The organism is Bacteroides sp. Phil13 (assembly GCF_001940965.1).
Taxonomy (GTDB): domain Bacteria; phylum Bacteroidota; class Bacteroidia; order Bacteroidales; family Bacteroidaceae; genus Bacteroides; species Bacteroides intestinalis.
In genome coordinates this window covers 20,953-47,507 of sequence record NZ_MSHA01000022.1, presented here as the reverse complement: position 1 = coordinate 47,507, position 26,555 = coordinate 20,953, and the positions used below count along the sequence as shown (strand labels likewise).

At 42.1% G+C, this 26,555-nt stretch carries 22 protein-coding genes; 10 read left to right on the top strand and 12 right to left on the bottom strand.

The annotated features are described in order from the left end of the window. Positions 1-39: 39 nt before the first annotated feature. Complete coding sequence (locus BWI44_RS03245; RefSeq protein ID WP_007663012.1) at positions 40-309, bottom strand: branched-chain amino acid transporter permease; 270 nt, start codon at positions 307-309, stop codon at positions 40-42. Positions 310-1,017: 708 nt separating this feature from the next. Between BWI44_RS03245 and BWI44_RS03240 the strand changes: the two genes are divergently transcribed. From BWI44_RS03240 to BWI44_RS03215, 6 genes are all read left to right on the top strand, one after another. Further along, on the top strand, positions 1,018-1,728 hold the full coding sequence (locus BWI44_RS03240; protein WP_007663014.1) for a precorrin-2 C(20)-methyltransferase: 711 nt from the start codon (positions 1,018-1,020) through the stop codon (positions 1,726-1,728). Between the two features lie 92 nt (positions 1,729-1,820). Beyond that, a complete protein-coding gene (locus BWI44_RS03235) occupies positions 1,821-2,216 on the top strand; it encodes a DUF1573 domain-containing protein (RefSeq protein ID WP_138293298.1) in 396 nt (131 codons plus the stop codon). Between the two features lie 135 nt (positions 2,217-2,351). Continuing rightward, complete coding sequence (locus BWI44_RS03230) at positions 2,352-4,343, top strand: OPT family oligopeptide transporter (protein ID WP_007213898.1); 1,992 nt, start codon at positions 2,352-2,354, stop codon at positions 4,341-4,343. A 10-nt stretch (positions 4,344-4,353) separates the two neighbouring features. Next, positions 4,354-5,223 carry an alpha/beta hydrolase gene (locus tag BWI44_RS03225; protein WP_115501865.1) on the top strand — a complete coding sequence of 290 codons (870 nt, stop codon included), beginning with the start codon at positions 4,354-4,356 and terminating at the stop codon, positions 5,221-5,223. Positions 5,224-5,238: 15 nt separating this feature from the next. After that, positions 5,239-8,454 (top strand): glycoside hydrolase family 2 TIM barrel-domain containing protein, encoded by a 3,216-nt coding sequence (locus BWI44_RS03220; RefSeq protein WP_195208944.1) that lies wholly within the window; start codon positions 5,239-5,241, stop codon positions 8,452-8,454. Between the two features lie 88 nt (positions 8,455-8,542). Further along, positions 8,543-9,328: an N-acetylmuramoyl-L-alanine amidase-like domain-containing protein gene (locus BWI44_RS03215; protein ID WP_117694231.1), complete on the top strand. Its 786-nt coding sequence runs from the start codon at positions 8,543-8,545 to the stop codon at positions 9,326-9,328. A gap of 373 nt (positions 9,329-9,701) precedes the next feature. On the opposite strand, the gene BWI44_RS03210 is transcribed toward BWI44_RS03215, so the two are convergent. Beyond that, a complete protein-coding gene (locus BWI44_RS03210) occupies positions 9,702-10,823 on the bottom strand; it encodes a PspC domain-containing protein (RefSeq protein WP_115501863.1) in 1,122 nt (373 codons plus the stop codon). A gap of 52 nt (positions 10,824-10,875) precedes the next feature. Beyond that, positions 10,876-11,202, bottom strand: a complete 327-nt coding sequence (locus BWI44_RS03205; RefSeq protein ID WP_007218263.1) for a PadR family transcriptional regulator — start codon at positions 11,200-11,202, stop codon at positions 10,876-10,878. A 246-nt stretch (positions 11,203-11,448) separates the two neighbouring features. Between BWI44_RS03205 and BWI44_RS03200 the strand changes: the two genes are divergently transcribed. After that, complete coding sequence (locus BWI44_RS03200; RefSeq protein ID WP_286811384.1) at positions 11,449-11,949, top strand: GNAT family N-acetyltransferase; 501 nt, start codon at positions 11,449-11,451, stop codon at positions 11,947-11,949. Between the two features lie 78 nt (positions 11,950-12,027). Here BWI44_RS03200 and BWI44_RS03195 read toward each other — a convergent pair whose 3' ends face one another. The 4 genes from BWI44_RS03195 to BWI44_RS03180 form a co-directional block, all read right to left on the bottom strand. Beyond that, a complete protein-coding gene (locus tag BWI44_RS03195; RefSeq protein ID WP_195208942.1) occupies positions 12,028-13,590 on the bottom strand; it encodes a peptide MFS transporter in 1,563 nt (520 codons plus the stop codon). Between the two features lie 94 nt (positions 13,591-13,684). Further along, complete coding sequence (ybaK, locus tag BWI44_RS03190; protein ID WP_044270263.1) at positions 13,685-14,164, bottom strand: Cys-tRNA(Pro) deacylase; 480 nt, start codon at positions 14,162-14,164, stop codon at positions 13,685-13,687. 3 nt (positions 14,165-14,167) lie between these two features. Continuing rightward, on the bottom strand, positions 14,168-16,996 hold the full coding sequence (gene uvrA / locus BWI44_RS03185) for an excinuclease ABC subunit UvrA (RefSeq protein ID WP_195208941.1): 2,829 nt from the start codon (positions 16,994-16,996) through the stop codon (positions 14,168-14,170). Next, on the bottom strand, positions 16,997-17,788 hold the full coding sequence (locus BWI44_RS03180) for a T9SS type B sorting domain-containing protein (RefSeq protein WP_278577515.1): 792 nt from the start codon (positions 17,786-17,788) through the stop codon (positions 16,997-16,999). It lies immediately after the preceding gene. A gap of 98 nt (positions 17,789-17,886) precedes the next feature. On the opposite strand from BWI44_RS03180, the gene BWI44_RS03175 reads away from it, so the two are divergent. Further along, positions 17,887-19,665 (top strand): LysM peptidoglycan-binding domain-containing protein, encoded by a 1,779-nt coding sequence (locus BWI44_RS03175; RefSeq protein WP_118294572.1) that lies wholly within the window; start codon positions 17,887-17,889, stop codon positions 19,663-19,665. 27 nt (positions 19,666-19,692) lie between these two features. Then, positions 19,693-20,373: a porin family protein gene (locus BWI44_RS03170; RefSeq protein WP_118294571.1), complete on the top strand. Its 681-nt coding sequence runs from the start codon at positions 19,693-19,695 to the stop codon at positions 20,371-20,373. 76 nt (positions 20,374-20,449) lie between these two features. On the opposite strand, the gene BWI44_RS03165 is transcribed toward BWI44_RS03170, so the two are convergent. From BWI44_RS03165 to BWI44_RS03145, 5 genes are all read right to left on the bottom strand, one after another. Continuing rightward, positions 20,450-20,908, bottom strand: coding sequence for a DUF4293 domain-containing protein (locus BWI44_RS03165; RefSeq protein ID WP_195208939.1), 459 nt, complete (start codon positions 20,906-20,908; stop codon positions 20,450-20,452). A gap of 77 nt (positions 20,909-20,985) precedes the next feature. Next, entirely contained in the window at positions 20,986-21,321 is a 336-nt protein-coding gene (locus tag BWI44_RS03160) for a DNA-directed RNA polymerase subunit omega (protein ID WP_007663044.1), read from the bottom strand. A gap of 17 nt (positions 21,322-21,338) precedes the next feature. Continuing rightward, entirely contained in the window at positions 21,339-22,163 is an 825-nt protein-coding gene (locus BWI44_RS03155; protein ID WP_118294569.1) for an outer membrane protein assembly factor BamD, read from the bottom strand. 151 nt (positions 22,164-22,314) lie between these two features. Then, entirely contained in the window at positions 22,315-22,740 is a 426-nt protein-coding gene (locus BWI44_RS03150; RefSeq protein WP_007663046.1) for an ACT domain-containing protein, read from the bottom strand. 96 nt (positions 22,741-22,836) lie between these two features. Continuing rightward, positions 22,837-24,135 carry a phenylacetate--CoA ligase family protein gene (locus tag BWI44_RS03145; RefSeq protein ID WP_118294796.1) on the bottom strand — a complete coding sequence of 433 codons (1,299 nt, stop codon included), beginning with the start codon at positions 24,133-24,135 and terminating at the stop codon, positions 22,837-22,839. 115 nt (positions 24,136-24,250) lie between these two features. Between BWI44_RS03145 and uvrB the strand changes: the two genes are divergently transcribed. Then, positions 24,251-26,299, top strand: coding sequence for an excinuclease ABC subunit UvrB (uvrB, locus tag BWI44_RS03140; RefSeq protein ID WP_195208938.1), 2,049 nt, complete (start codon positions 24,251-24,253; stop codon positions 26,297-26,299). Positions 26,300-26,555: the final 256 nt, after the last annotated feature.

Below are 26,555 nucleotides of genomic sequence, written 5' to 3'. Positions count from 1 at the left end.
CCTACCCCATGTAAGGTCATATTTCGTTATAACTATATTTTAGTTTATGAGTAGAATATACAATCCAGTCCCTAATAAAATAGAGCAAGCCATATTCTTAAAAAGCATTTGAATAACGACTACACAGATACCCGATAGTATTTCCGGAGTGCCGTATGAAGGTGATAGAAAATCTATATCTTTATAGCAATAAACTACCAACATACCGAATATAACCGGAGGTAGTACTCTACCTAAATAGTTTACATATTGGGGAGTATGCGCCGAAGACCTGAAAACCCAGAAAGGAATCCAACGGGTAAAAATCACAACAAAATCAACTACCCCATTAATAACGACAAACAGCGTTTTTAAAGAATAACAGAAACGTTTTTAAAGAATGTACCCAACGTTTATTAAAAACGTAAAAGGGGTACTTAAAAGCAAAAAGCGATAAATACAAACAAAAAAGGCGATAATCCTTATGAGGAAGTATCGCCTTTATCGTTTTTCGTATGTTATTATTCCAAGAACGGATATCCCCAATTCTCAACAATAAAATTATATTACTAAAAACAAGAAAACCAGCAGTAATAATACATATCCGCCAAAGTCCGGAAAAGAAAGATTAGATTTTGTCATTTGCTAAGTTTTTTAGGTTTACTATTAAAGTTATGTTCTCTTCAAAGCCCTACAAATATACTACATAAGGAAGGCGAAGTCAAGTCTTTCAGCCGTTTTTTCTAACTGTTTTCAGACTTTACATGCTAACCTTTTCTCGTACAGATCTTTGCTTCATTGAACGGCAGACAAGTATATTGATAGCATCAAGTTGGCAAGCAAGCTATTATTGCATTCGGTTCATTAAAAAGTACCGTTGCACCAGAGCGTTTGACTTTAGTAAGCAAGAAAAGGTAGATAAACAAGAAATCGGGTTTTATTTTGTTTTATATTCAGAAAATCCCCAATTTTGCACTCCCCATAAAAGTTATTATGAGGGTGCTTATCACTAAACACTAACCATTAATCACTAACAAAATGTCCAACCCCGTCATATTCGTATCCCTCGGTCCCGGAGAACCGGACCTTATCACCCTGAAAGGCTTGAAAGCCCTGCAAAATGCCGATTGTATCTTTTGTCCTGAAACTCGCACCATAAGCGGACAGATATTCTCGCGGGCTGCCGGCATACTGCACGCGCTGGATATTCCGGATACCACCCTCTCCCGCTTTGCATTGCCTATGAGTAAGAACCGGGAACAGGCTTTCGCAGCTTACGATAAAGTGTATAGCGAAGCTTCCCTTCTTCACAAAGAAAATAAAAAAGTCTGTATCGTTGCCGAAGGAGACGCAGGTTTCTATTCTTCCATACACTATATCTTTGAAAAACTACAAGCCGACAATATTCCTGTGCAACACATTGCCGGTATCCCCGCCTTCATTGCAGCAGGTGCCTGTGCAGGACTTCATATTGCCAGCCAAGAGGAACGCCTGACCGTCATTCCCGGTATCATTACCGCCGAAGAAATAGAGAAATATATGGAGGAAAAGACTACCATTGTCATCATGAAACTTTCTCAATGTATCGAAGAAGTTCACCGTTGCATCCATCTCCATCCCGAATATAACTATCATTATTTCGAGAATATAGGCATGGAAAAAGAGAAATACCTGCATGATACAGAGCTGATTTCGGCACTCTCTTTCCCTTATTTTTCACTATTAATCATACGCCACAGCACCTTCTGAGGCGCATTTAATACTATTTCGCACATCATTGGATTAATTTTCACAAAAATGCCTTACCTTTGCCCACTGTGTAATACAAAAGATTTATAGACATGAAAAGACTTACATTGTATATGTTTATGCTCGTACTGAGCATTGGTTACGTTTCGGCACAGGGGAAAGCTGATATTAAGTTTGATAAAACCTCACATAACTTCGGTACGTTTTCTGAAAATGATCCGGTAGTAAGTTGTGTATTCACATTCACCAATGTGGGCGATGCTCCGCTGGTTATACATCAAGCCGTAGCTTCCTGTGGATGTACAGTTCCCGAATATACTCAGGAACCCGTATTGCCGGGCAAAACCGGAACCGTTAAGATTACTTACAACGGAACAGGCAAGTATCCGGGACACTTCAAAAAGTCCATCACTTTGCGCACGAATGCCAAAACAGAAATGATGCGACTCTTTGTAGAAGGAGATATGACACCGAAAGATGTAAAATAAGCATCTTTATATATAAGAATAAAGGAGAATTTTTCAATTCTCCTTTTTTTTTGCTTTCTTTGAAGCTGATTTGGATAAAATAAACAATTAATTGACGACATAATAACTATAAAACATAAAAGCAATTAAGAAACTATGAAACAAGAAGAAGAGAAATTGACCGGTCTACCGGAAAATGCATTCCGTGAACTGAAACCGGGCGAAGTCTACAACCCGTTGATGAGCCCTGACAAGAAGTACCCGGAAGTTAACCTTTGGTCTGTATTATGGGGTATCGCTATGGCTATCCTCTTTTCGGCTGCGGCAGCCTATCTGGGATTGAAAGTAGGACAAGTGTTCGAAGCAGCCATTCCTATTGCAATTATTGCCGTGGGCGTATCAGGCGCAGCCAAACGTAAGAATGCGTTAGGTGAAAATGTTATTATCCAATCCATCGGCGCCAGTTCCGGCGTTATCGTGGCAGGTGCCATCTTTACCCTGCCCGCCTTATACATTCTGCAAGAAACTTATCCGGAAGAAATCACAGTTACTTTCACCCAAGTATTCATCAGTTCTCTGTTGGGAGGTGTGTTGGGTATTCTCTTCCTCATTCCGTTCCGTAAATATTTTGTAAGTGATATGCATGGCAAGTATCCTTTCCCCGAAGCAACAGCTACCACACAGGTACTGGTATCGGGCGAGAAAGGCGGAAGCCAGGCCAAACCGTTGTTGCTGGCAGGTATTATTGGAGGTTTATATGACTTCATCGTTGCCACATTCGGCTGGTGGAACGAAAATTTCACCACACGTGTATGCGGCTTTGGTGAGATGTTGGCTGATAAAGCAAAACTGGTATTCAAAGTGAATACAGGTGCGGCCGTACTTGGTTTGGGCTATATTGTAGGTCTGAAATATGCTTCTATCATCTGTGCCGGTTCACTGGCTGTATGGTGGATTATCATTCCGGGAATGTCCATGATCTGGGGTGACAGCGTGCTGAACCAGTGGAATCCATCAATTGTGGCTACCGTAGGTAGCATGGCTCCCGAAGAAATTTTCAATTATTATGCCAAGAGCATCGGTATCGGTGGTATCGCTATGGCCGGTATCATCGGTATCATCAAGTCATGGGGTATTATCAAGAGTGCTGTAGGACTGGCAGCTAAGGAGATGGGTGGAAAATCCAATGTAGAAGCCAGCATGAAGCGTACTCAGCGCGATATTTCTATGAAGATTATTGCTATCGGTTCTATTATAACGCTGTTACTGGTATTCTTATTCTTCTACTTCGATGTGATGCAAGGCAGTTTGCTGCATACTGTGGTAGCTATTCTATTGGTGGCAGGTATCGCTTTCCTGTTTACGACTGTGGCTGCCAATGCCATTGCAATCGTAGGTACGAACCCGGTTTCCGGCATGACGCTGATGACATTGATTCTGGCATCGGTAGTGATGGTATCTGTTGGTTTGAAAGGTCCTGAAGGAATGGTAGCTGCATTGGTAATGGGTGGCGTTGTGTGTACGGCACTATCTATGGCAGGTGGGTTCATTACTGACTTGAAAATCGGTTATTGGTTGGGTAGTACACCCGCCAAACAGGAAGCCTGGAAGTTCCTCGGAACGATTGTTTCAGCTGCAACCGTAGGTGGTGTAATGATTATCCTGAATAAGACATACGGATTTACCAGCGGACAACTGGCTGCTCCACAAGCTAATGCGATGGCGGCAGTTATTGAACCGTTAATGAATGGCGTGGGTGCTCCCTGGTTGCTTTACGGCATTGGTGCAGTACTTGCTATCGTACTGAATGCATTCAAAATTCCCGCACTGGCATTTGCATTGGGTATGTTCATTCCATTACAACTGAACATTCCTCTCGTTGTGGGTGGTGCTGTGAACTGGTACGTAACCAGCCGTAGCAAGGATGCTGCTCTCAATGCAGAACGTGGCGAAAAAGGTACGTTGCTGGCATCCGGTTTCATTGCCGGTGGTGCACTTATGGGCGTAGTCAGTGCAGCAATGCGTTTCGGAGGTATCAACCTGGTGAATGATGCCTGGGTAAACAATACGTGGTCAGAAGTACTGGCATTGGGTGCTTATGCATTGCTGATAATTTACTTTATCAAGGCTTCGATGAAAACCAAATAATAGAAATACAATGAGAACAATTTTATTTATCACAGCATTGTTTATGTCAACTCTGCTATCTGCTCAGAAGCCCGTTGAGATACCCTTGTGGCCCAACGGTGCTCCTAATACGAATGGCCTGACAGGAGATCAGGAAGATTTGAACGGCGGCCGTGTGGCCAATGTCGTTAATCCGACCATCACGGTTTATCGTCCGGCAAAGCCGAACGGTATGACTATCTTGATGTGTCCGGGCGGCGGATATGCCCGCCTGGCAATGAATCACGAAGGCCATGACATGGCATCTTGGTTCAACACACAGGGAATCACGTATGCTGTTCTGAAATATCGTATGCCGAACGGGAACCGCGAAGTGCCCCTCTCAGATGCAGAACAGGCCATCCGCATTATTCGTCAACATGCCAAAGAATGGGGTATCAATCCGAATCAGGTAGGCGTTATGGGTGCATCGGCAGGAGGACACCTGGCTGCTTCTCTCTCTACACTTTACAGTAGTGATGAAACGCGTCCGGACTTTCAGATATTACTTTATCCGGTAATCTCGATGGTACCGGGCATTACTCATGGAGGTTCGCGCAAGAACCTTCTTGGTGATAATCCGACCAAGGAACTGGAAGACGCGTATTCTCTGGAACGTCGTGTATCTCCCCGCTCTCCACAAGCTTTCATCGTACTTTCTGCTGATGATGGCGCTGTGCCGCCCATGAATAGTATCGGCTACTTCCTTGCTCTCAACCAACAGAAAGTTCCCGTATCCATGCACATCTACCCCATTGGCGGACATGGCTGGGGCTTCCGTGATAACTTCACTTACAAACGCCAGTGGACAGAAGAACTGGAGAAGTGGTTGCGTGACGGGGTGAAATTCGAGAAAAAATAATTAATATATCAACTCATGAAAAAATTGACTTTTATCACCTGTTTCGTATTACTACCCCTCGCCCTTCAGGCACAGGAAGACCGTTACGACCAGTTGACCAATCCGAAGTTGACCAGTATCAACAAAGAGGCTCCCCGAAGTACATTCACTTCTTATGCCACCGAAGAAGATGCTATCGTCAACGACCGGACGAACGGAGCCAGCCGCCTATCCCTCAACGGGAAATGGAAGTTCAACTATGTGGAAAACTTTGCCGACCGTCCCACAGACTTCATGAATGTGCGTACTGATGTGAACCGTTGGCCGGACATCAATGTGCCGGGTAACTGGGAGCTGCAGGGCTTCGGTACTCCGATCTACGTCAACCAGCCTTACGAGTTCTGTTCTAAGGGTTACGAACCTTATTGGGACAAGCCTAATCCGCCTTATGTACCCAAAGACTGGAATCCGACAGGAACATATCGCCGTGATTTCGTTGTAGGTAATGACTGGGATGGAAAAGAAATCTTCCTCAGTGCGGACGGTGTACGCGGTGCTGCTTTCTATTACATGAATGGCAAGTTTGTAGGTATGAGCAAGGATGCTAAAACTCCTGCCCGCTTCAACGTTACCGCCATGATCAAAAAAGGTAAGAATATGATTGCCATTCAGGTACACCGTTTCTCGGATGCCAATTATCTGGAATGTCAGGACTTTTGGCGCATCAGCGGTATAGAGCGCGATATCTATCTCTATGCCACGCCCAAAATCCATATTGCAGACTTCAAGGTAGAGACTCCGCTGGATTCTTATTACAAGGATGGTATCCTGCAACTGAAAGTGAAGCTTACGAACGAAAGTGATATAAAGTCTCCTTATGTAGTTTCCTATCGTTTACTCGATGACCAGGATCAGCAAGTAACCCAGTCCTCTACCCGTGTGGAAGGTGATCAGACCGAAGTAGAATTCACGAAGAAAACCCTCCATGGTGTAAAGCATTGGACGGCTGAAACACCTAATCTTTATACACTCGTCATCAGCCTGAAGCGCACCAATGGCGAAGTAATAGAAGCTACCAGTTGCAAGGTAGGTTTCCGTACGATAGAGATTAAGGATAAGCAACTGCTTGTAAATGGCGTGCCTATCCTTATAAAAGGTGTGAATGTACACGAGCATAATGAATACACGGGGCATTACGTTCCGGAAGATCTTATGATTAAGGATTTCGAACTCTGGAAAAAGTATAATGTGAACACCGTACGCACTTGCCACTACCCGCAACAGGAACGCTTCTACGAACTTTGCGACCAATATGGTATGTACGTAATTGATGAAGCAAATATTGAAAGCCACGGTATGGGTTATAACCTCAATGTAGGTGGTACTTTGGGTAACAATCCGTTATTCATGAATGCTCACCTCGACCGTACCATGAATATGTACGAACGCGATAAGAATCATCCGTCTGTAATCATCTGGTCATTGGGTAACGAAGCTGGAAACGGACTGAACTTCTACGTTACTTATAATACTCTGAAGATGCTCGATAGCCGTCCTATCCAGTACGAACGTGCCGGATTAGAATGGAATACGGATATTTATTGTCCGATGTACTCTTCTCCCCAATCTATTGAAAAGTATGCCCAGAATAAGGAAATGACTCGTCCGCTTATCCTGTGTGAATATGCTCATGCTATGGGTAACAGTCTTGGCAACTTCCAGGACTATTGGGATGTAATTGAGAAATATCCGATATTACAAGGTGGTTGCATCTGGGACTGGGTAGATCAAGGCTTTGCCGCCAAGACCAGCGACGGACGCAAATACTGGAATTATGGTGGTGACTACGGCGATACCGGAACTCCTTCCGATGGCAACTTCTGCATCAATGGTGTAGTTTATCCCGACCGCAGTATAAAGCCCCAGACTATTGAAATGGGTAAGGTTTATCAGAACATTAAATTCATTAAGTTCGATCCGCAAACCTGCACGGTGCAGATACGCAATGACTTCTCATTTACTGATCTAAATAAATATGATTTCCATTATGTCGTTCGCGATCATGGAAAAGAGATTTATAAAGGTCAGATGGACAATATCAATGCTGCTCCGGGCAAGACAGCTACCAGTGCATTCCTGCAAGGTATTCCTAAAGAAAAGAATACTACGGGAGATGTACGCATCGAGTTCTATGCAACCATACGTAATGCAGAACCTTTCTTACCGGTTGGTACGGTAATCGCACGTGAACAAACTTATGTTCATCCGTTCTTTAAGAAAGAAGTGGTACGCATGGATCCCGCTAAAGTAGATGAAGTCTTTTCACAGGTTGTTTTCAGCGGTGATGATTTCAAAGCTACATTTGATAAACAAAGTGGCTTGCTGACCTCTTATATCTATAAGAAACAAGAGTATATCCATAACGGTCAAGGTCCGCAACCTTTCTTCTGGCGTGCACCTACCGATAATGATTACGGAGCAAAGCTTCCCACTCGCCTGAAAGCATGGCGCGAGGCCAGTTACCAGACACCTAAGGCAGAATCGTTCAATGTTTCTAAAGATGGTGACAAGTCCATTGTAAAAGTTACCTATCGTTTTCCGCAGGTAGATGCGCAGTGGGAAATTACCTATAAAGTCTTTGCCAATGGCATTATCAAAGTGGATAATCGCTTTGTAGCCGAAGGTACGGAAACTCCAATGATACCCCGTGTAGGTTTGCGCATGCAATTATCGGAAATATTAAACGACCTTACTTACTACGGCCGTGGTCCGGAAGAGAACTATCGTGATCGTCGCACTTCCCAGTTTATCGGAGAATATACTACTCCGATAAAGGACTTGTACGAACCGTACATCCGTCCGCAAGAAAATGAGCATCGTACGGATATTTACTGGTGTGCACTCACCACTAAACAAAAAGCCGGTTTACTCTTCATTGCCGACCGTACGTTTGAACTGAATGCTTCCAACTATCTGCTTGGAAGTCTGGATAGCGGCGAAACCATCGACAATGGTGCTCCACGTACCAACGAAACGAATCACCGTCACCTCACCGACCCACAACCTGTAAAACAGGTAGATATGTTTATCGACTATCGTATGATGGGTGTAGGTGGTGATAATAGTTGGGGAGCTATAGCACACGAACCGTATCTGATTCGGCCCGGTGTAGAAAATGCCATTGAATACGGCTTCTCCATCGTACCATTTGACAAAAAGGCGGATTACAAAAATTTAATCTATCAATATTAAATTTAATCTGTCCAAATTAAGAATTTATGAAAAGGATGTCGTACTTTTGCGACATCCTTTTTTATTTATATTAATAAACGAAAGAACAATGAAAACAATGATTACCCTCCTGTTCAGTGCGCTTTGTGTAGCTACTGTCAGTGCTCAGACAGATGAAAAAGACAACGCCATGCTGAACAATGGAATAAATTTTCTGGATATTCCTTACGTAGCACACACGTTGGAAGTTACTGATGGTGAAGAAGAACTTATCATCAATTGTGATGAAGTAGATTGCACCACCTTTGTAGAATATACTCTTGCTATGGCCCTCTCTCCTACCGAAGACGGGCAGATAGCCGAAGGCGATTTTGCCGATAAGCTCCAGATGATTCGCTATCGCGACGGAAAGATAAACGGTTATACTTCCCGCCTGCACTACATTGCAGACTGGGTAAACAATGGTGTTCGTAACGGTTTCCTGGAAGATGTAACAACAGCTAACAGTCCATATATACAGCAAGTTTCTCTTTCCTACATGTCTTCTCATCCCAAGCTATACAAGCAGCTAAGTAACTCTCCGGAAAACGTAGCAAAGATGAAAGAAATAGAAAAGTCATTGAATGGTCAGGAATTCCATTATGTTCCCAAAGATAAACTACCATTCGCCGGTCTGCCTTGGATAAAGAATGGTGACATCATTGCTATTACTACAAATACTCCGGGACTGGATGTAGCCCATATGGGTATTGCTTTCTATGTAAACGGCAAACTGAGTCTGCTGCACGCTTCTTCTAAAGAGAAGAAAGTAGTTATTTCTAAAGTGACTTTGGGACAGATGCTGAAGAAAAATAAAAATTGGACGGGAGTCAGAGTGCTAAGAATGAAAAAATAAACTTTAGATATTTATTATCAAAATAAATACGGAAACTGCCATTAATGGAGATTCTGTGTAAACAATAAGCACTTTTCAATCAAAAAGCGTGACCTTTCATCAAAAAGGGTGTAGCCTTAACCACAAAAGGGCTACACCATAAGAGTAAAAGGGTGTAGCCATCCAAACTAAAAGGCTACCCCCTTTTAAAATGTCCTACAGATAGTTGTAGCCCATATTTTAAACGCTAAAAGAAAAAAAACATCTACTTTTTTGCCTTCACCCATATAAAAGATGTAATCATATTTATAGGATTTATGGTTAATTAAAAAAATAGCTTGGAGATATCTTTGATAACATCTCCAAGCCCCCAGAAAAACTTAATAACAACTTGTTACCCTCGCATCAGCAATTCCGGGAATGTAAATCCTTGCATGGTATAGCAGATAAAGAAGATGGTAGCACTAACAATCCACAGAATAAGCAATGTCCACTTCAACCCGGAAACCATAGGTTGCCAATTGAACACCGGACGGAAGATTGCGAAAACAAGGCTAACCAGAGGAATACCTACTACGAGGATACCTGCAATATATAGTACGATGGCTGACAAAGGAGATGTAGGCAATACAAAATCAATATCCGGAAACCAGGACATCAACGCTGCACCACCCCCAATAGCAACTGCAATAGCGGCAATGAGCAAAGCTACAAATACAATACCGAAAACAAACAGTACCGGACTGCAAATGATAGCCACAATAACCAGACAAATCTTCAGGAACCAACCGACAATCATTAATAATGTATCACCAGTCCTTTGCATAGAAGTACGAGGTTTATCAGACTTCATATAATCGTTTACATTATTGGTAACTCTCTCAAAACCATCAGTCACAGTCTTTCCTATGTTCTCTACCGTAACAGCTTCACCACGCATGTTCAACTTCTCAGCTGCTGTACGAGCTTCGGGAATCACTATCCAGCAAATGATATAGAGAGGAAGTAAAAACTTGAAACCAAAGATTGCACAAAGAACAAAAATCAAACGGAACCAAGTAGAATCCCAACCTAAATAAACACTAAGTCCCCCTATCACGCCACCCAGCATTTTATCGTCCGGATTGCGATACAAACGGCGACGGGTTGAAGTATAAGAAGAATTATTATCACCATTCCAGGAACCGGAACCATAACTTTCACCGGAGGCACCCTTCGTATTTCCGGAACCGGAAGCAGCATTCTCCTCAGTCCCTGTTTCCATCTCTTCAGGTTTCCCCATACGATTGATTACTTCTTCTACATCAGTTATAGTGATAACCTGAGAGCCAGCAGTCAGCTTCTCTAAAAAAAGTTCAGAGATGCGGAGTTCGATGTCATTTACAATCTCGTCAGCACCGGCTTGTCTTCTAAAGTGCAGTTTCAGATTGCATAGATAGTTATCCAAAAGGCGATAGGCGTCTTCATCAATGTGGAAAACAGTTCCGCCCAAATTTACTGTTAATGTCTTTTTCATTGCTATTTGTTTTTAAAATTTATACTGATACGAGGTTTTTAATATCCTGAATCTAATAGTTGGCTATATGATTCACTGTTTCATTCAACTCACGCCAAGAGACTTCCAACTCTCCAAGAAAAACTTCCCCTTTCGGAGTGAGCTTGTAATATTTACGTGGTGGTCCTTGTGTGGACTCTATCCATTCGTAACTTAATAGATCGTCATTCTTCAGACGAGTGAGCAGCGGGTAAAGCGTTCCTTCCACTACGATCAGCTTGGCTTCCTTTAGTTTCTGGATGATATCCGAAGCGTAGGCCGGTTCTTTGTGAAGCAGTAGCATGATGCAATACTCTAACATGCCCTTACGCATTTGCGACTTTACATTATTTACGTCCATCTCTTATTGGTTTACGATTCGACAATTTTCTATTTTACAGCAAAGATAGCAACTGATTGAAATAGAGCTTTTCTTTGTATGACACAAATATATGCATTATCCTAGTACTATGCAATACAAAGTACCTTGTATTTTATTTAATTAACACTATTTTCTATTCACACCTTATTAATAAAGCACCAAGGGAGAGAATAACATATAAGAGAAAAATGTATCTTTGCGGAAAAGATATAAATACAACGAACTATGTTAAATATCAGAAAAGCAACTACAGCCGATTGTGAGCTGATTCATAAACTTGCATGGCAGATATTTCCGGAGACTTACAAGGACATACTTTCACCGGAGCAAAACGATTACATGATGGAATGGATGTACTCCATAGAGAACATCCGCAAGCAAATGGAAGAAGAAGGACATGTATATTTCATTGGATACAAGGACAAAGAAGTGTGTGGTTATGTATCTGTGCAACAACAAGGTGAAGATCTATTTCACTTACAGAAAATATATGTACTCCCCTCCTTTCAAGGATCACATTGCGGTAGCTTCTTATTTCATGAAGCCGTCAAATATATCAAGGAAGTACATCCTAGTCCATGCCTGATGGAGTTGAATGTGAACCGTAACAATAAAGCGCTGAATTTCTATGAACGTATGGGAATGAAGAAATTGAGGGAAGGGGATTTTCCGATAGGAAACGGATATTATATGAATGACTTTATAATGGGGCTTGAGATTCAATGAAAGAATGAAAAAATTAAAGGCTGCGCAAGGTTCTCTTTTGAACTGCGCAGCCTTTAATTTTTAATTTTCAATTTCTAATTATTCCGTTACTCGTTCTAACCATTTTACCATGCCAAACATAACGCCCATTGACACAAGACAAATAACAAAGAATACAGTCCAACACTGCCAGATAGGAATCTTGTTATACATCATAGGACCAAGGAATAAGAAAAGATTTCCTATTGCTGTTGCACCCAACCACAAGCCTTGACACAAGCCCTGAATATGTTTGGGAGCTACCTTAGAAACAAATGAAAGCCCCAATGGTGAAATGAAAAGTTCAGCTACAGTCAGGAAGAAATAAACCACTATCAATACCCATGGTCCGGCTTTCAACCCAGCTTTGGCAGAATCCGCCATTGCCTTAAATTCAGTACCTGACGGGTAACCTTGCATTGCCGAATAAATAGTAAGGAATAAGAAGGCAAGTCCTGCAATACCCATACCAATGGCAATCTTCTTAGGAGTAGAGATTTGCTGACCACGACGGGAAAGCGCACCAAAGAAGAGCATGATGAGCGGAGTAAGTACTATCACAAAGAATGGATTCACAGCCTGCCAAATTTCGGGTGCAATACTATCGGTTACTACGAAGTCGCGGGCAAAAAGTGAAAGCGACTGTCCGTTCTGGTGGAATGAGAACCAGAAGAAAATCACGATACCTAATACAGCAAACAGCGCATACAAACGTTGCTTTATCTCCTTTGCCATAGCTGCTTTCTCGGCAGGCGTATAAGTCACCGATTCCAGTTTTTCCTTCTTGCCCGGTGTAGGGAATACCTTCCGACACGCAATGAAAATGAAAAGAGAAATAAGCATAGCTACTACCGAAGCTATGAATGAATAGTGGATACCTGTATTAAATACGTCAAGATACTGAGTACAGAAAACGCTCAAATCAGTTGTTACCGTGCCTCCTACTTTGACAACCAGTTCATTTAGGTTAGAGAGATTATCAGAAGCCATATTGCCACCTTCCTTAATATATTGATGGCACAATGCAGGCAGATCAGCGTTGTACATCATGCTATGAACCTTCAGCCACCATTCTCTGAGCAGGGGAGCAACAAAAGGTGCAATCAACCCACCAATATTGATAAATACATAGAATATCTGAAAGCCGGAATCACGACGGCTCTTAGCCAGCTTCAAGGCTTCAGGTCCTTTTTTCTCAGCTTCTTTCTCAAGGTTGTCGTACATCTGGCCTACGATAGCCTGTAAGTTTCCTTTAAAAAGTCCGTTACCGAAAGCAATGAAAAACAAAGAGACACAAGTCAAAGGAAGCAACCAACCAATATTTTCAGCAGTGGACAGTACAGGAATAGATAGAATGACATAACCCAATGACATCACTATCAATCCTGACATGATTGTTCCTTTATAGTTTTGCGTCCTATCGGCAATAATACCGCCTACCAAACTCAGTACATAGATACCACAATAAAAGACTGAGTAGATAATGGAACTGGTTTCGTCACTCAGGCCGAATTTGGAGCAGAGGAACAGTACCAGTACGGCATTCATGATGTAGTAGCCGAACCTTTCGCCCATATTGGAGATAGCAGCTGCCAACAGACCTTTAGGATGATTCTTGAACATAGATATAAGTTTTTTAAATTAGTAATTAGATTGATTTTCGTTTATTAAATGCAAATATATACATTTTGCTGAAATAACCTGTAAAAAAGTGAAATTAGTCATGAAAAAGGATGCAAACTTCAGCATGAACCTCCTTAATTAAATCATTTGGATCAAGTTTAAGTTGCAGGCCACGCTGACCCGCACTTATGTAGATATAAGGATAATTGAGACAAGATTCATGAATGTATGTAGGGAAAGGTTTCTTCATACCGATAGGAGTACATCCACCACGAATATATCCCGTCAAAGGAAGTAATTCTTTCATCGGAATAAGATCACACTTCTTATTACCGGAAGCTTTAGCCGCCAATTTTAAATCTACCTCATGCTCACCGGGGATGACACATACGAAATAGCCATTCTTATCGCCATGCAGGACAAGGGTTTTGAATACCTGTTCGATATTCTCCCCCAAACTATCAGCCACATGAATAGCGCTTAAATCGTTTTCATCCACCTCATAGGGAATGAGTTCGTATGGTATTTTGGCTTTATCCAAAAGCCTCGCCGCATTCGTCTTATTGATTTTCATAATTTATCCTTTTAATTCTTCTCGCAAAAACTTAGGGGTATATCCCTTCTTACTCTTGGCCACTTCTTCCGGTGTGCCGCAACTGAGGAGTTGCCCCCCACCCTTACCACCATCAGGTCCCATATCGATGATATAATCAGCCATCTTGATAACATCCAGATTATGCTCGATGACAATCACTGTGTTACCTTTGTCCACCAATTTATTAAGCACATTCATCAGTACGCGAATGTCTTCGAAATGAAGTCCGGTAGTAGGCTCATCCAGAATATAAAGGGTTTTCCCCGTATCTCGCTTGGAAAGTTCCGTAGCCAATTTCACACGTTGGCTTTCACCACCGGAAAGGGTGGTGGAAGATTGTCCCAACTTTATATATCCCAGACCGACTTCCTGTATTACCTTAATCTTATTCAAAATCTGTGGCACATTTTCAAAGAACTCCACCGCACGGTTAATGGTCATATCCAGTACATCAGCAATAGATTTTCCCTTGAAGCGCACTTCCAATGTCTCACGATTATAGCGTTTGCCATGACAGACTTCACAGGGTACATATACATCGGGCAGGAAGTTCATTTCAATTGTTTTGTAACCATTTCCCTGGCACGCTTCACAACGTCCGCCACTCACATTAAAAGAGAAGCGCCCCGGTTTATAACCGCGTATCTTGGCTTCCGGTAATCCTACAAACAAATTACGAATATCAGAAAAGACTCCCGTATAAGTGGCTGGATTAGAACGCGGTGTACGCCCCAACGGAGACTGATCCACATTTACCACCTTATCGATGTTTTCCAATCCTTCAATACTATCGTATTCCAGAGGATCCTGAAGCGAGCGATAGAACTTCTGCGAAAGAATAGGTTGCAATGTTTCGTTGATCAGCGTAGATTTTCCGCTGCCGGATACACCAGTGACACAGATCAACTTACCAAGAGGAAATTCCACATTTACCCCTTTCAGGTTATTCCCCCGTGCACCACGCAGCCAAAGGCTATGCCCATTACCTTCACGACGTTTTTGGGGTATTTCTATCTCACGTTCCCCATTAAGATATTGTGATGTCAACGTATGCGTCTCCAACATTTCCTTGGGAGTTCCTGCAAAAACAACCTCACCACCCAAGCGTCCGGCTTTCGGCCCCATATCAATCACATAATCAGCAGCCATCATCATATCCTTATCATGCTCCACAACAATGACGGAGTTACCGATATCCCTCAGCTCTTTCAGAGAATGAATTAGCCGCTGGTTATCCCGCTGATGCAAGCCAATACTCGGCTCATCAAGAATATAAAGTACATTCACCAATTGCGAACCGATTTGAGTAGCCAAACGAATACGCTGACTCTCACCACCAGAAAGAGTTACAGAACCACGGTCAAGGGCAAGGTAATCCAGTCCCACATCCAACAGGAATTTCAGACGGGTACGGATTTCTTTCAATATCTCAACAGCAATTTGTTTCTGCTTATTATCCAGATACTGATCGACATTCATCAGCCAGTCATAAAGCTCATTGATATCCATACAAGACAGTTCATAGATATTCTTATCATGGATACGGAAATGAAGAGCTTCTTTATTCAATCTTGCCCCTTTACATTCAGGACATACAGTAGTTTTAGCAAATTGCTCCGCCCACTTTTGTGCAGTAGCAGAAGCATCTTTTTCCTGTAACATCTGAATATACTTCACCACCCCCTCAAACGTTACAAAGTAATCGGAAGAAGTACCGATAAGAGAGCTTTTAATCTTAATACGTTCATCCGAACCGTAGAGGATTTCATCAATGGCTTCATCCGGCAATTCCTTAACAGGAGTTTTTAAGGTAGCTTCATATTTCTCCAATAAAGCGGCAATCTGCCAGAAAATCATGCTATTCTTGTACTTACCTAATGGAATGACAGCTCCTTCGTATATAGAAAGTTCCCGATCGGGAATCACTTTTTCCACATCAATCTGATTCACAACTCCCAATCCCTTACATTTAGGGCAAGCACCTTGCGGAGAGTTGAATGAAAAATTGTGGGGTGCCGGCTCACGGTAGGACAACCCGGTAACAGGACACATTAACCGCTTACTATAGTGACGAACATTTTCGGATTGCAAATCAAGTATCATCAACAAGCCGTCACCTTGCTGCATCGCGGTAGCCACACTGTTTTTCAGACGAACGTCATCTTTATCCGTCACAACCAGCTTATCAATAACTACTTCTATATCATGATTCTTATAGCGGTCCAACTTCATACCGGGCAATGCCTCCTTGATTTCACCGTCTACACGAACATAGAGATAACCTTTCTTACGCACCTGTTCGAACAGTTCCTTATAATGTCCCTTACGAGTACGAACTAATGGAGCCAGAATATAAATTTTCTTGCCTTTATAATCATTCAGAATTAAATCAAGAATTTGCTCTTCAGTGTATTTCACCATTCTTTCACCCGAAAGATAAGAATAGGCTATACCGGCACGTGCATAAAGCAAACGTAAATAATCATAAATTTCCGTTGTAGTGCCGACTGTAGAGCGGGGATTCTTATTCGTCGTTTTTTGTTCAATAGAAATAACCGGACTCAATCCCGTAATCTTATCGACATCGGGACGCTCCAGATTTCCCAGGAAATTGCGGGCATACGCAGAAAATGTTTCGATATACCGACGCTGTCCTTCGGCAAAAATCGTGTCGAATGCCAACGACGACTTGCCGCTTCCGCTTAGTCCCGTAATAACGGTAAGACTGTTACGGGGAATTTCCGCATCGATATTTTTTAGATTGTGCACGCGCGCACCATATACATTGATGTATTCTGTTTCTTCTGTCATTTATCTTAATATATTAATATCACTTTTAATCTTATAATTAACTCCATCTGCTCCCTCCGCTTCTACCACTATAAAATAAACACCTTCGGGAACATTCTTTCCATGCGCAGTACCATCCCATCCTGCATCAATATTCTGTAATCCCCAGCGGTAAAGTTCCTGTCCCCAACGATTGAAAACATACGCATTGAAGCGAACCAGCGACTTATGCTTTACACGGAACACATCATTCACTCCGTCGCCATTAGGTGAAAAAGCATTCGGTACTTTAAGTTCCGATTCAGTAATACGAATCATAAAAGTGCCAGAAGTATTCGTTTCTTCCGTCTCAATATCCGTCATAGTCAGACGGACATAAAACATACCGGATTCCTGAAAACTATAAATAGTTTCAGCATCAAAGCGCGTCAGGAAAATATCATTGAAAGCTGCGTCGCGAGAGAAGTTCCATTCATAACGAAAGTTTGCAGTCTCATCCGACGACTCCCCGGAGTCTTCATCTCTCCACATAAAACGAAATTCAAGAGGAGCGGCACCCGTATAGGTATCATCCGGAAAGATAGAAACATTTCCTTCCGGAGCTGCTCCGTTTTCGGAAAGCAAAATAGCCACGGGAGACACTTCTAAGAGTCCTATCCTTCCCCCGTCAGCCCACACCGGTAAATACCCGAGCAACAGTATCGCCACACAACCGATATATGAAAACAATCCGCATCGCATAATACCTGCAAAAATAACGGTTTCCCAGCGAATATCAGCGGATACATAAGATTTTTCAGTTTTAAAATGCACAATATTATTTCTTAACGCATTCCTTTCGTTAAATTTAGGCAAAATCCTTACCTTTGCGGCTACTTTGGGAAATTGTAAACGTAAACCAACGATATCGAATGAGAACGATTAACCGGATTTTCTGCTCCTTGCTGCTCGCCGGTGCATGCAGTCTCGGAGCAATTGCACAAGAGAACCAGTCATATTTTCTGCATACCATTGAAAAAGGGCAAAGCCTTTATTCCATATCCAGTATGTATGGTGTCACACAGTCGGACATCGTGAAGTTGAATCCAGGAAGCGATGAAAAAATATTTGTAGGACGCACTTTACGCATTCCACGCACCGCTGCCAATACTCAGACAGAAACTTTCCATACTATAGCCCAGGGCGAAACCCTGTATCGGTTGACCGTTAAATATGGTATATCCGCCAAAGCTATTTGTGATGCCAACCCCGGACTGAGTGCCGAGAATTTTCGCATCGGACAGGTAATACGCATACCTTCCGCCAGCGAAGCAGGTATAATTACTACGGAAACCGTTAATGAGCCTGCAATTCCCTTAATTCAGGGACCTGTACAATCTCGTTGCCGGGATATGCACAAAGTTAAGCGGAAAGAAACTGTTTACAGTATCAGTCGTGAGTATGGTATTTCCGAAGCAGAACTGATAGCAGCCAACCCGGAATTGAAAGGTGAAAACAAAATAAAGAAAGGTACTTTCCTCTGTATTCCTTATCCTACTGCGCAAGTAGAGAAGCCTACCCAGCCACAGGTAGTGCCCAGTGACACCCAATTATTCAGTGAAAATAAGAAAACAACAGAACGTTTCAGTACGATTAAAGCTGCCTTGATTCTTCCTTTCCTGGATGTTTCCAAGAGTGAGGCTGCCCGTATGATAGAATATTATGAAGGCTTCCTCATGGCAGTAGATAGTTTGAAACGCAGTGGAGTTTCCATTGATTTGTACGCTTACAATTCCGGTCCTGAGAGTGCTTCTCTGAATCCAATCCTCTCCAAAAAGGAGATGAAGGATATGGATATTATTTTCGGTCCGTTATATCCACAACAAATCAAGCCAGTGGCTGATTTCGCCCAGAAAAATGATATTCGTCTCGTGGTACCGTTCTCATCAAAAGACAACAGTGTATTCCGCAACCCCGCCATCTATCAGATTAATACTCCTCAGTCATATCTTTACTCAGAAGTATACGACCACTTTGTTCGCCAATTCCCCAATGCTAATGTTATCTTCATAGAGGCCAGTACAGGCACAAAAGATAAAGCTGAATTTATCAAAGGATTAAAAGACGAACTGAAAAACCGTTCCATTCCAATGAAATCCCTGAAAGAGGATGCAACAGTAGAATCCCTGAAAACAGTATTACGCTCCGACCGGGAAAATATATTCATCCCTACATCGGGAAGCAATGTGACTCTGATAAAAATACTTCCTCAACTAACCTTATTGGTGCGTGAAAATCCGGAAAGTAACATCCATTTGTTCGGTTATCCAGAATGGCAAACTTACACCAAGGATCATTTGGAAACCTTCTTTGAACTGGATACTTACTTCTATTCATCATTCTATACCAACAATTTGTTACCTGCGGCTATCAGCTTCACTAAGAATTACCGCAGATGGTATGGCAAAGAGATGGATGAACGCTACCCAAAATATGGTATGTTAGGCTTTGATACCGGTTATTTCTTTCTGAAAGGCTTGTCACGCTATGGCTCTGAGTTAGAGAAAAATATGCAACTCATGGATCTGGTACCTATTCAAACCGGATTCAAGTTCCAACGTGTAAACAATTGGGGTGGCTTTATCAACAAGAAAGTATTCTTTGTACGCTTCACCAAAAATTATGAGTTGGTGAAACTGGATTATGATTGATAACAGAAGGTTTTAAACTCAAAGACAATGAAGATAAAAAATATTATAGGATCCGTCCTGCTACTTACCGTATGGGCTTTGCCCGGCCATGCACAGATAGGCGAACAACGCCATAACTTAGCAGTAGGTTTTAACGGCGGTATCAATATCAATAGCGTCAGCTTCTCTCCTACTGTCCGGCAAAAAAGCTTGATGGGTATCAATGGTGGTCTGACAATGCGCTATATCTCCGAAAAGTATTTCAGTATGATTTGCGGCGCACAAGTGGAATTAAATTTCTCACAGCATGGTTGGAGCGAATTTGATGAAGATCACCCCGAACTGGAATATACACGTACAATGAATTATGTGGAAATTCCGCTTCTGGCACATTTGGCTTTTGGTAAAGACCGTGGAGTACAATTTTTTATCCATGCAGGTCCACAAATAGGTTTCTTTATTAGCGATACCAGAAAGAAAAACGATGCATGGGAAAATTTTACAACTCCGGAACAGCATGATAAGGATGTGGAAAATAAATTCGATTATGGTATTACGGGAGGAGCAGGACTGGAGCTACGTACTAAAGCCGGAAATTTCCTCATAGAAGGAAGATACTATTATGCCTTATCCGACTTTTATAAGAGTACCAAGAAAGACTATTTCTCACGTTCGGCACATGGTACTATAGTGGCTAAGATAACTTACCTGTTCGATCTCAAAAAATAATTCTAAGATAGATAAAAGAAGGCGCCCCGGAACTTTTATATAGAAGTCCTGGGGCGCTTTTTTTATTTGATCTCTTTTATCTCAATCGGTCAGCTGCTTTCACCATTACCTCATCACGATAGATAGCACGGAAAGACAGATAATTTAAAATGATAGAAATAGCAGGAAGGCAAAGTGCCCAGCCTAATTGGAAAGTCATTGCATCCAAATCATCTTTCAGCATAAACATAAATACAAAAAATGCTGCATAATATCCGATCAATAAAATACTATTGAATACCGTCATACGAACCTGCAACATTCGGTTACGGAAGAGAAAGATAGTACAAAATGCCACGACTGCACTTAAAAACAAAATTCCGAATAACCCCCATGTAGATTGAAAGGTGTCTTCCGTCAGCGTCACCCCCAACGGCTTAAAAATATATGTAGTCACTCCGTCAGAAGCAATAAACTGTCCTACAGGCAAACACATGGTAGCTATTAGCAAACCTGTCACTATTAATAAATAAATAGATTGAATACGTTGTATCATTGTTATTTTCCTTGATTAAAACAACAGAGGTGTGTCCAAGCAAAATTTACTTGAACACACCTCCGTAGTAATTTCATTTACTGTAATTTTTCTTTTTCCTTAGCCGGGTTACGATAATAGATCTTACCTTCAACGTACTCTTGCGTTGCAATCAACGTCGGTTTCGGCAACTTCTCATAGTAGCGTGAAATTTCAATCTGCTCCCGATTCTCGAACACTTCTTCCAGATTGTCATTATAGGAAGCAAACTCTGCCAGCTTCTTAGAAAGATCATTCTTGATCTCTACACTGATCTGATTTGCACGCTTACCTATAATAGCTACGGTTTCATACACGTTACCGGTATCTGCACACAACTCCATCATGTCACGGGTAACCGTGGTACCAGGAGCATTTGTCTTCTTATAATCCATAAATATCTAAATTAATATTATCCTATATCTGTTTGCTTATCCCCATCCAACATCTTCTCGGAATCCTTAAATATCTTCTCGGCCTCCTTCATATATTTACTTTCAGGAAACTCATTCTTGAAAGCATAATATTCATCCACCGTTTCACGATAACGCTCTGCTCTCTTATCTTCCACACTATAAATGGCCATTTCATATTTGGCACGCAAAATAAGGATAGACAGATCTTCGCGAAGATTCGTATAAGGATAATCCTTCAAAGCATTTTGTGCAGTAATCACACAAGACTGATAGTTATTTCCCAAATAGTTACCCAAATTGTAATACATTCTGGCTGAAAGATACTCTTTCATTACCAACTTATCCTGCAATTTGAATATCATATCCTGAGCTTCATCTTTCTTTGAACTCTGCGGGAAGTATTCCATGAACATCTGCAACTGCTGAATAGCACTGTAAGTACCAGACTGGTCGAGACGAGGTTCCGGAGTATCCAGATACAATGCCTTACCTGCATGGAAACGTGCCAATTCAGCAAACGTACCGCGAGGATATACATTATAATATTGGATAAAACTCTGAGCTGCCGTTTGGTAGTCTTTCTGGTTATAATAGCTCATACCCAGCATGTAGAGGGATTCCTCTGCTTTGTCTGTACCCTTGAGGATAGCAATTAACTCATTAAGCAACGTTGCTGCACGGTTGTACTGCCCTTTTGCGAAGTAGTTCTTTGCCGCCTCATACTTATATTCATAGTCGGTGCTTTTTAACAGTTTATTGTACTCTCCACACGAGGAGAGCAATATTGCTGCAAGCAAAGTTATTAAGATATTCTTCTTCATTCTTAGCTTTTCAAATAATGTGCAAAGATAAAGGTTCGCATCGAATAAAGCAACGATACGAACCTTAATTTTTCAAAAACCAGACATTGACCGACAAACGCCCGTCTATTCACGACAAAACGGAATAATGAACGGTCGAAAATAACGGTCATTATAATTTATACAAATCACTTGCTGCAAGCAGGTCCACTTTCTTTTCAGTCAGCACACGGATGCAGTTCTCCATGTCATTGGGACGGATGATAACATTAGCAGTGTTACCATTAGCAAACGAATACATGTATTCGATGAAAACACCTTCATCGGACAAGAAACGCAGAACCTTTGACAATGATCCCGGAATATTGGGACAACTAATGCCTACCACATCCGTTACATTCACTGCAAAATGATTATCTTTCAAAGCTTTATATGCCTTATCCGGTTCAGATACAATGCCACGAAGAATACCAAAATCAGCATTCTCGGCAATACAGAGAGCGGAAAGATTGACACCTTCTTTCGCAAGCACTTCAGTCACTTCGGTCAGACGGCCAGACTTGTTTTCAAGGAAAATAGAAAGTTGTTTTGCTACCATGATCTTAATTATTAATGATGAATGATGAATGATGAATGATAAATTACGGACATCCCACAGGAAATTAATAATTTATAATTCATAATTTATAATTAATTAAAGTTTCCGATTATCAATCACCCGTTTAGCTTTACCAACACTGCGTTCAATGCTGCGAGGTTCTACCAGACGTACATCTACTCCCAGCCCAAGTACGCTCTGCAGGCGAGCTGCTAATTTCTTCTTTAACGCTAGCATCTTGTTTATTTCATCCGAATAGTATTCCGGGCGTACTTCAACCTGCAACTCCATAGTATCAGTATTGTTCTTACGGTCTACAATCAGAAGGTAATGCGGCTCAAATTCCGGCATTTCAAGGATAACGGATTCTATCTGAGTCGGGAATACATTGACTCCACGAATAATAAGCATATCATCACTACGACCGAGGATGCGATCCATACGAACAAGCGTACGTCCACAAGTACATTTGTCATAATGCAGAGCGGTTAGGTCCTTGGTGCGATAACGCAACAAAGGCATCCCCTCTTTAGTCAGATGCGTAAAGACCAGTTCACCCGTTTCACCCGGAGCCACAGGTTCCAATGTATTCGGATTGATAATTTCAGGAAAATAATGATCTTCATTGAGGTGAGTACCATGCTGACATTCACACTCATACCCCACACCAGGACCGGCTATTTCACTCAATCCATATATGTCATAGGCTTTTATACCTAATTTTTCTTCAATTTCATTACGCATATTCTCTGTCCAGGGTTCTGCACCAAAAGCACCAATCTTCAACCTGAACTCTTCGCGTGGAAGACCGGAGTCTTTAATGGCATCCGCTAGATAAAGAGCATACGAAGGCGTACAGCAAAGCACCGTAGAACCAAAATCATGCATTAAAGTAATCTGCTTCTCTGTGTTACCACTTGACATCGGAATAACAGAAGCACCTATGTTCTCCGCACCTGCATGTGCACCCAGACCACCGGTAAACAAGCCATATCCGTAAGCCACATGAAAAAAGTCGGAACTATCTGCACCGTATGCTGTAAATGCACGTGAAAGGCATTCTGCCCAAGAAGACAAGTCCTTACGGGTGTATCCCACTACAGTAGGTTTTCCTGTGGTACCGGACGAGGCATGGATACGTACGATCTGGCTCATAGGTACAGCACAAAGTCCGAAAGGATAATTATCGCGCAAGTCGTATTTTGTAGTAAAAGGAAGTTTTACGATATCGTCTATACTGTTAATATCGTCCGGGGTAATTCCCAGTTCCTGCATTTTTTTACGGTAGAAAGGAGTGTTGTGATAAACATGCTCCACAATCTTTTTGAGGCGAATGCTCTGGATTTTGCGAAGGCTTTCACGATCCATACATTCGATGCTTTCATTCCAAATCATGTCTTTGTTGTATTACATTGATGGTTATTATTAATTCTTATTTCCTGCAAAGGAATAAAAAAATTTTGTTTATCTCAAGTATTTTCCCGAATATTGCCGTCCATAAGGAGAGAAAATGAATAAATTTGAATTAACATCCGCCTATAAGCCAACCGGAGATCAGCCGGAAGCTATTGCAGAGCTCACTGAGGGCGTACTTCAGGGGGTTCCTGCACAAACATTACTTGGTGTCACCGGTTCGGGAAAGACGTTCACCATAGCCAATGTGATTGCCAATATCAATAAACCAACGTTAATATTGAGCCATAACAAAACATTGGCAGCGCAGCTTTACAGTGAGTTTAAAGCTTTCTTCCCCAATAATGCTGTAGAGTATTACGTTTCTTATTATGATTATTACCAACCCGAAGCTTATTTGCCGTCTTCGGATACCTATATAGAAAAGGACCTTGCCATCAATGATGAGATAGACAAACTGCGACTTGCAGCCACCTCTTCCCTACTCTCAGGCCGGAAAGATGTGGTAGTGGTGTCTTCTGTATCTTGTATATACGGTATGGGAAATCCGTCAGATTTCTATGAGAATGTGATAGAAGTACAACAAGGAAAGGCATTCAGCCGGAATGTTTTCCTACGTCGTCTGGTAGACAGCCTCTATGTACGCAATGATATTGATCTGAACCGCGGAAACTTCCGTGTGAAAGGAGATACAGTAGACATCTATCTGGCTTATGCAGATAATCTGCTGCGCATTATTTTCTGGGGAGATGAAGTAGACAGTATCGAAGAAGTCGATCCGATAAGCGGTGTGACCATCGCTCGTTTCGACGCATACAAAATTTATCCAGCTAACCTCTTCATGACTTCCAAAGAGGCCACCCTGCGGGCTATCCATGAGATAGAAGATGACCTGCATAAACAGGTGCAATGGTTTGAAAGTGAAGGACGTCCCTTTGAAGCAAAGCGCCTCCAGGAACGGGTGACATACGATATGGAAATGATACGCGAATTAGGTCATTGTTCCGGCATTGAAAACTATTCGCGCTACTTTGACGGCCGTAGTGCCGGTAGTCGTCCCTATTGTTTATTGGACTTCTTCCCGGAAGACTTCCTGATCGTTATAGATGAAAGCCATGTGAGCGTACCTCAGATACGTGCCATGTATGGTGGTGACCGTGCCCGTAAAATCAACCTTGTAGAATATGGTTTCCGCCTTCCGGCTGCCATGGACAATCGTCCATTGAAATTTGAGGAGTTTGAGGAAATGGCAAAACAAGTAATTTATGTAAGTGCCACACCCGCCAATTATGAATTGATTCAGTCGGAAGGCGTTGTTGTGGAACAGGTTATTCGCCCTACAGGCTTACTGGATCCGATTATCGAAGTACGTTCCAGCCACAATCAGATAGACGATCTCATGGAGGAAATCCAGATTCGTATCGAAAAGCACGAACGTACGCTGGTCACTACACTTACTAAGCGCATGGCAGAAGAATTGGCGGAATTCCTGCTGAATAACAATGTGAAATGCAACTATATCCATAGCGATGTAGATACATTGGAACGAGTCAAGATTATGAGTGACTTGCGTGAAGGTTTATACGATGTACTTATCGGTGTCAATCTGTTGCGTGAAGGATTAGACCTGCCGGAAGTCTCACTCGTGGCAATTCTTGATGCAGACAAGGAAGGTTTCCTACGCTCACACCGCTCACTGACGCAGACTGCCGGACGTGCCGCCCGAAATGTAAACGGTATGGTTATCATGTATGCCGACCGTATCACAGAAAGCATGCAATTGACAATTGACGAAACCAACCGTCGCCGTGAAAAGCAACTAAAATATAATGAGGAACATGGTATCACTCCTCAACAAATCAAAAAGGCGAAGAACCTCAATGTATTTGCGCCCAATACTGCACAGGAAAATGGCTTTACCGAAAAAGGAACAACCACTCCCCGTCCCTATGTCGAGCAAGAAAGTTCCGCCAGCATTGCTGCCGACCCTATTGTGCAATACATGTCCCGTCCGCAACTGGAAAAGAGTATCGAACGTACCCGAAAACTCATGCAGGAGGCTGCCAAGAAGCTCGACTTCATCGAAGCAGCACAATATCGGGACGAATTGCTGAAAATGGAGGATATGTTGAAAGAGAAAACATAACACATCTGTGTTGCTTTCTCTCTTCCCGACTATCCGAACCGTGTCAAGTCCGTATTTACTCCGTATCTATACGCTTGGACTTGGTACGGACTTGGTACGGCGTTGATACGGAGTTGGTAGGTAGAAGATGAAAGGAAGCGTTCTTTTTCTTAAAATAAGTAGAATTAGAAGTTATTTTGGCTAATAAGTGTTATTAAACATACTTTTTCTTTTGGATAATTTGCAAGTATTCCAAAAGTCCGTATCTTTGCAATGT